Source organism: Stenotrophomonas sp. STEN063 (genome assembly GCF_056854515.1).
This window is the reverse complement of record NZ_JBXFWF010000066.1, coordinates 20731-27236: the sequence shown is the minus strand read 5'-3', so window position 1 is coordinate 27236 and position 6506 is coordinate 20731. Positions and strand designations below refer to the sequence as shown.

General features: G+C 64.6%; 6 protein-coding genes. All 6 read left to right on the top strand.

From position 1 onward, the window contains the following. Window positions 1–212 precede the first annotated feature (212 nt). The 6 genes from fabD (at window position 213) to mltG (ending at window position 6490) form a co-directional block, all read left to right on the top strand. Entirely contained in the window at window positions 213–1157 is a 945-nt protein-coding gene (gene fabD, locus AC1VWL_RS15850; protein ID WP_482987326.1) for an ACP S-malonyltransferase, read from the top strand. 85 nt (window positions 1158–1242) lie between these two features. Then, window positions 1243–1986 (top strand): 3-oxoacyl-ACP reductase FabG, encoded by a 744-nt coding sequence (gene fabG / locus AC1VWL_RS15845; protein ID WP_303749118.1) that lies wholly within the window; start codon window positions 1243–1245, stop codon window positions 1984–1986. A gap of 151 nt (window positions 1987–2137) precedes the next feature. Then, a complete protein-coding gene (acpP, locus tag AC1VWL_RS15840) occupies window positions 2138–2377 on the top strand; it encodes an acyl carrier protein (RefSeq protein WP_054659808.1) in 240 nt (79 codons plus the stop codon). A gap of 123 nt (window positions 2378–2500) precedes the next feature. After that, window positions 2501–3763, top strand: coding sequence for a beta-ketoacyl-ACP synthase II (gene fabF, locus AC1VWL_RS15835; protein ID WP_481549726.1), 1263 nt, complete (start codon window positions 2501–2503; stop codon window positions 3761–3763). 243 nt (window positions 3764–4006) lie between these two features. Continuing rightward, entirely contained in the window at window positions 4007–5359 is a 1353-nt protein-coding gene (locus AC1VWL_RS15830) for an aminodeoxychorismate synthase component I (RefSeq protein WP_482987325.1), read from the top strand. A gap of 72 nt (window positions 5360–5431) precedes the next feature. Further along, complete coding sequence (gene mltG / locus AC1VWL_RS15825; RefSeq protein WP_482987324.1) at window positions 5432–6490, top strand: endolytic transglycosylase MltG; 1059 nt, start codon at window positions 5432–5434, stop codon at window positions 6488–6490. Window positions 6491–6506: the final 16 nt, after the last annotated feature.

Sequence of the window (6506 nt, the reverse complement as noted above, 5' to 3'; positions counted from 1 at the left end):
TTTTTTATGTTCCCGCTTCCCGGCTGACGCAGAGTTTTCTGTTCCTCTGCATCGTCATTTGTCTATAAATGATAGGCATGAGGCTTCACCGGTAATGCCCCTGCCGAGCATGGCTCGGCACTACAGAGCCATGCTGCATACGCGCCAGTACAGACGGGCGGGCGCTTTCGCGCTTATTATTCCGGCCTTCGATTGAAGCAGCAGAAGACCGCGTGACTGATTCCCGACTCGCTTTCGTATTCCCCGGCCAGGGCTCGCAATCCATTGGGATGTTGGCCGAACTGGCTGAATTGCATCCGCAGATCCGTGAAACCTTCGCCGAGGCCTCCGAAGGTGCGGGCGTCGATCTGTGGGCGCTGTCGCAGGGCGGCCCGGAAGAGCAGCTCAATCGCACTGAATTCACCCAGCCGGCGCTGCTGGCCGCCAGCATCGCCGTGTGGCGCCTGTGGAATGCACAGGGCGGCGCACAGCCGGCGGTTCTGGCTGGTCACAGCCTTGGCGAATACACCGCGCTGGTCGCCGCTGGCGCGTTGACGCTGCACGACGGCGCACATCTGGTGCGCCTGCGTGGCCAGCTGATGCAGGACGCCGCCCCGACCGGCGTTGGCGCGATGGCTGCCGTGCTCGGCGCCGAAGACGCACTGGTGCTGGACGTCTGCGCCGAGGCTGCTGGCAGCCAGGTCGTCGTCCCAGCCAATTTCAATTCGCCCGGTCAGATCGTGATCGGCGGCGACGCTGCCGCAGTCGACCGCGCCCTCGCGCTGTTGGCCGAGAAGGGCGTGCGCAAGGCGGTGAAGCTGGCTGTCAGCGTGCCCTCGCACACGCCGCTGATGCGCGAAGCCGCCAATCGTCTGGAAGCCGTGATGAACGGCCTGGCATGGCAGCAGCCGGCCTTGCCGGTGGTGCAGAACGTGGATGCACAGGTGCATGAGGGCGTGGACGCCATCCGTCAGGCCCTGGTGCAGCAGCTGTACCAGCCGGTGCAATGGACCGGTTGCGTGCAGGCACTGGCTGCACGTGGCGTCAGCCGCGTCGCCGAATGCGGCCCGGGCAAAGTGCTGACTGGTCTGGTCAAGCGCATCGACAAGAACATCGAAGGGCGTTCGCTCGCCACCCCGGCAGACTTTGCCGGTGCGCTGGAAGAGTGGGCCAACTGAGCAAGCGATCGTCGCGCGGGCGTAGTCTGCGCATGGTCATGATGGGCGCTGCGCGTGCGCGGTGCCATGCATACAAGGAACAGATATGAGCAAGCCATTGCAGGGTGAAATCGCGCTGGTCACCGGCGCAAGCCGCGGTATCGGTGCTGCCATTGCCGACGAACTGGCCGCGCTGGGCGCGACCGTCATCGGCACCGCCACCACCGACAACGGCGCCGCCGCCATCGGTACGCGTCTGGCCGCGGTCGGCGGCCACGGCCGCGCACTGAACGTGACCGAGCCGGGCGCGGTGGATGCGCTGATCGACGCGGTGAGCAAGGAATTCGGCGCCATCAGCATCCTGGTCAACAACGCCGGCATCACCCGCGACAACCTGCTGATGCGCATGAAGGACGAGGACTGGCAGGCCATCCTCGACACCAACCTGACCAGCGTTTACCGCACCTCCAAGGCGGTGATGCGCGGCATGATGAAGGCACGCAAGGGCCGCATCATCAACATCGCTTCGGTCATCGGCGTCACCGGCAATGCCGGCCAGGCCAACTATGCCGCCGCCAAGGCTGGCATCATTGCGTTCTCCAAGTCGCTGGCCAAGGAAATCGGCAGCCGCGGCGTGACCGTCAACGTGGTCGCACCGGGCTTCATCGACACGGACATGACCAAGGATCTGCCCGAGGACGCCAAGTCGGCGATGCTCGGCCAGGTCGCGCTGGGCCGCCTCGGCGAGCCCGCAGACATCGCCAAGGCGGTGGCGTTCCTGGCCGGTCCGTCGGCCAGTTACATCACCGGCGAAACCCTTCACGTGAACGGTGGTTTGTACATGCCGTAAGCGTGGTGTGCAGGGAATGCACCCAAGTGGTTGATTGTCGCGGCTTTTTTGTTCAGAAACACCGCCGCTACGGTTTCCACTACACTATCCCACGGCCAGCCCTGGGGGCTGGCGTCTTTTGAACCACTACTCCATCTGGAGCGATATCCTAATGAGCACCATCGAAGAACGCGTCAAGAAGATTGTTGTTGAGCAGCTTGGCGTCAAGGAAGAAGAAGTCACCACCAGCGCATCGTTCGTCGATGACCTGGGCGCAGACTCGCTGGACACCGTCGAGCTGGTGATGGCGCTGGAAGAAGAGTTCGAGTGCGAAATCCCGGACGAAGAAGCTGAGAAGATCGGCACCGTCCAGGCTGCCATCGACTACGTCAAGGCACACGTCAAGGCCTGATCCAGGTCTGACAAGGCGCGGTCGGCAAGCCTGTCTGCCGCGTTGCAAACCCATGGGGCCGCTGATGCGGCCCCGTGCTTTTAAGCTTGAATCTCCCCGCGTGCGGGGCCAGGAGAATCCGCAATGAGTCGTCGCGTAGTTGTTACCGGCATGGGCATGGTGTCGCCGCTGGGCAATGATCTGGCCAGCAGCTGGGAAGGCATCATCAACGGCCGTTCGGGCATCGGCCCGCTGACGAATGTTGCAGATAACTATCTGGAACGTTTCACCACCAAGATTGCAGGTGAAGTCAAGGATTTCGACATCACCGCCGACAACCCCCTGTTCGGCAAGTATCGGGTCAGTGGCAAGGATGCCAAGAAGATGGACCCGTTCATCCATTACGGCCTGGGTGCCGCCTTCATGGCGCTGCACGACTCCGGCCTGGAAATCACCGACGCCAACGCTGAGCGCATTGGCGCTATCGTCGGTGCCGGTATCGGCGGCCTGCTCGGCATCGAAGAGCAGACCATCGAGTTCCACGAAGGCAAGAAGATTTCGCCGTTCTACGTGCCCAAGACCATCATCAACATGTTGCCGGGCCAGCTGAGCATCATCGCCGGGCTGAAGGGCCCGTCGTTCTCGGCAGTGTCGGCCTGCGCCACGTCCAACCATTCCATCGGTACGGCGATGCGCATGATCCAGTACGGCGACGCCGACGTGATGGTTGCCGGTGGCGCCGAGCGTGGCTCCTCGCCGACCGCACTGGGCGGCTTCTGCGCGATGAAGGCTATGTCCACCCGCAACGACGACCCGACCAAGGCCTCGCGTCCGTGGGACCAGGGCCGTGACGGCTTCGTGCTGGGCGACGGTGCCGGCATCCTGATCCTGGAAGAGTACGAGCACGCCAAGGCGCGCGGCGCCAAGATCTACTGCGAACTGGCCGGTTTCGGCGCAAGCTCCGACGCGTACCACATGACTGCCCCGAGCGAGAACGGCGAAGGCGCCGCCCGCTGCATGGTTGCGGCGATGAAGGACGCAGGCGTCACCCCGGAGCAGGTGGGCTACCTAAACGCACACGGCACCTCGACGCCGCTGGGCGACCTGGGCGAGACCATGGCAATGAAGACCGCCTTCGGCGAGCACGCCTACAAGATGCTGGTCAGCTCGACCAAGTCGATGACCGGCCACCTGCTGGGTGCAGCGGGCGGCGTGGAAGCGATCTTCTCGGTGATGGCGTTGAACACCGGCATCATCCCGCCGACGATCAACCTGGAAAACCCGAGCGAAGGCTGCGACCTGGACTACGTACCGAACGTGGCCCGCAAGGCCGACGTGGACGTGGTGATGTCGAACGGCTTCGGCTTTGGCGGCACCAACGGCACGCTGGTGTTCAAGCGGATTTAAAGCTGCGTTGTGGCTTTGCTTGAGGCTTGCGCTTGTAGCTTTGCTTGAAGCTTTTGCTCAAAGCTTTGCTCAAAGCCCCTCTCCCGCAAGCGGGAGAGGGGTTGGGGTGAGGGCAGCTTTAAAGCTCCAAAAGCTTTAAAAGCTTTAAGAGCTTTAAAAAACTCCCCTCATCCGCCCTTCGGGCACCTTCTCCCGCAGGCGGGAGAAGGGAACAGCCTGCATTTCTGACATTTTGGGCCCACGATGCACATCCTCCCCCTGCACGCCGACACCGACCTGCTGGCGCTGCATCGGCTCGCACCGCATCGCTATCCGGTCCTGCTTGAGTCCACCGCTGCCGGCAAGCTCGGCCAGTGGGACATGCTGCTGATCGCAGACGGCAGCCAACTTCTGCTCAACCCCGACGGCGGCCTGCAACGCGAAGACGGCAGTGCAGTCGAAGGCGACTTCCTCTCCGCACTCGACCGCGACTGGCAATCCCTGCGCCAAGACCGCAACCCGATGGAAGCGGACATCCCGTTCCGCGGCGGCTGGGCCCTGCTGCTCGATTACGAACTTGCCCAGCAAGTCGAACCCATCCTGCAGCTGCCACAGCGTAGCGACGGCCTGCCAACCGCAATCGCACTGCGCTGCCCGGCAGCAGTACTGCGCGAGCGCGACAGCGGCCGCTGCATCGCCATCGCCGAAGACGACGCAGCAGACCTGCTCAGCCAGCTCCAGTACGATCAAAGCAAAGCCGCACAGCTGCCAGCCTTGCCGCAGTGGAACGGCCCCAGCGCCATCAACGAAGACGCAGGCGAGCGTTTCACCGATGGCGTGCACAAGGTCATCGACTACCTGCATGCCGGCGACGTCTTCCAGGTAAACCTGTCGCGCCGCTGGCAGGCCCAGTTCGACGCGCAACTCGCACCCGAAGCGCTGTACGCGCGCCTGCGCACCGCCAACCCCGCACCCTTCGCTGGCCTGTTCACGGCCGCCGGCCGCGCCGTGGTCAGTTCCTCGCCGGAACGGCTGGTCTCGGTCAGCGGCGATGTGGTGCAGACGCGTCCGATCGCCGGCACCCGCCCGCGCTTTGCAGGCGACGACGATGCCGCGCGCATCCAGGAGCTGGTCGGCCATCCCAAGGAGCGCGCCGAGCACGTGATGCTGATCGACCTGGAGCGTAACGACCTGGGCCGCATCGCCGCGCCCGGCAGCGTCGAGGTCGATGAACTGATGATCGTGGAGAGCTACGCCCACGTGCATCACATCGTCAGCAACGTACGCGCACGCCTGCGCCCGGAAGTCACCCCGGGCGAAGTGATCGCGGCCACGTTCCCTGGCGGCACCATCACCGGCTGCCCCAAGGTGCGCTGCATGGAGATCATCGCCGAGCTGGAACAGATCGCCCGCGGCGCCTATACCGGCGCCTTCGGCTGGCTGAACCGCGATGGCGACATGGACCTGAACATCCTGATCCGCACCGCGGAAGTGCAGGGCAGCATCGCCAGCTTCCGCACCGGCGCCGGCATCGTGGTGGATTCGGTGGCCGACAAGGAACTGGACGAAACCCGGGCCAAGGCGCGCGGGCTGCTGCGTGCGCTCGATCCACAATGATGAACGCCGTTTTGGCTGGCGTTGCCGCCAGCGCGGTATCCTGCGCATCCACTATTTGAAGACGGGGTGACCATGGCGGGTGCCAAGCGCGGATGTCTGTTGGTGCTGGCGGTGTTGTTGCTGCTGGTCGCCTTGGCAGGCGCAGGTGCGGCCTGGTTGTGGCAGCGGCAGGGCAGCTTTGCCGATGCGCCGCTGACCCCATCCGAGCAGAGCGTCAGCATCGCCTCCGGTGATTCGCTCAACAGCGTGCTGCGCAAGCTGCGCGCGGCCGGCGTCGACGAAGGCGACGATCTGCAATGGCAGCTGCTGGCCCGCCAGCTCGACGCTGCCGGCAAGCTGAAGATCGGCGAATACGCCCTCGACCCGACACTCACGCCGCGCCAGCTGCTGCTGAACATGCGCCAGGGCAAGGTGCTGCAATACCGCGTCACCATTGTCGAAGGCTGGAACATCCGCCAGCTGCGTGCTGCCTTGGCGCGCGCACAGCCGCTGCAGCACGAAACGACCGACCTGTCCGACACCGAGCTGATGGCCAAGCTCGGTTTCGCCGACCAGCACCCGGAAGGCCGCTTCCTGCCGGAAACCTATATCTACCAGCGCGGCGACAGCGATGTGGACGTGCTCAAGCGCGCCCACGCGGCGATGGAGAAGGAGCTGGCCGCCGCCTGGGCCGAGCGCAGCGACGACCTGCCGCTGAAATCGCCCTACGAGCTGCTGATCCTGGCCTCCATCATCGAGAAGGAAACCGGCCTGGCCAGCGAGCGCCCGCAGATTGCCGGTGTGTTCGCGCGCCGCCTGAAGATGGGCATGCGCCTGCAGACCGACCCGACCGTGATCTACGGCATCGGCAGCGCCTACGACGGCAATATCCGCAAGGTGCACCTGACCACCGACACGCCGTACAACACCTATACGCGCGCCGGCCTCACGCCGACGCCGATCGCCATGCCAGGCCGCGACGCGCTGCATGCCGCCGCCAAGCCGGCACCGGGCGATGCGCTGTACTTCGTGGCCGTCGGCGATGGCAGTGGTGCGCACGTGTTCTCCGCGTCCTACACCGATCACAACAGCGCCGTGGCCGAGTATTTGAAGCGGCTGCGTGCGAAGCGCAGCGAGGCGGCGTCGCAATGAGCGGCATGACTCGAAT